General features: G+C 50.6%; 1 protein-coding gene. It reads right to left on the bottom strand.

Annotated features, from left to right (window positions below; genetic code table 11):
• Positions 1-733 (bottom strand): Calx-beta domain-containing protein (locus tag BFP75_RS17585; RefSeq protein WP_206073569.1); only part of this gene is annotated, 733 nt, incomplete at both ends.

Genomic DNA, 733 nt, shown 5'->3' with positions numbered 1-733 from the left:
CTGTCCTGCAGCCCCCGAGAAGTTCAGTGTCCCTGTCATAGCGGGTACGGTGAAATCTTGGTTTCTTACGGCAGACCCGTTTGATATGGTATAATTCACGGTATATGCCCCGGCAACTGCCACGTTAGATGATACCACAAAGTTGGCGGTACCCACACCTTCGTCAACGGTAAAATCTGCTACGGAGATACCGAACCCTGCACCACCGTCATTATCTGTAATGGTACCGATTGCGTCGCCATCTACGATGTTGACCAATGGGTTGGATACGGAGTTGATGGTAACGGTAAGGTTTTCAGTTCCCTCGATGATGGCATCGTCGGTGATGTCAATCGGTATGTTTACGTTCTGTCCTGCAGCCCCCGAGAAGTTCAGTGTCCCTGTCATAGCGGGTACGGTGAAATCTTGGTTTCTTACGGCAGACCCGTTTGATATGGTATAATTCACGGTATATGCCCCGGCAACTGCCACGTTAGATGATACCACAAAGTTGGCGGTACCCACACCTTCGTCAACGGTAAAATCTGCTACGGAGATACCGAACCCTGCACCACCGTCATTATCTGTAATGGTACCGATTGCGTCGCCATCTACGATGTTGACCAATGGGTTGGATACGGAGTTGATGGTAACGGTAAGGTTTTCAGTTCCCTCGATGATGGCATCGTCGGTGATGTCAATCGGTATGTTGACGGTCTGTCCTGCAGCCCCCGAGAAGTTCAGTGTCCCTGTC

Source organism: Maribacter sp. 4G9 (assembly GCF_002742265.1).
In the GTDB taxonomy this organism is placed as follows: domain Bacteria; phylum Bacteroidota; class Bacteroidia; order Flavobacteriales; family Flavobacteriaceae; genus Maribacter.
This window is presented reverse-complemented; position numbering and strand designations above follow the sequence as displayed.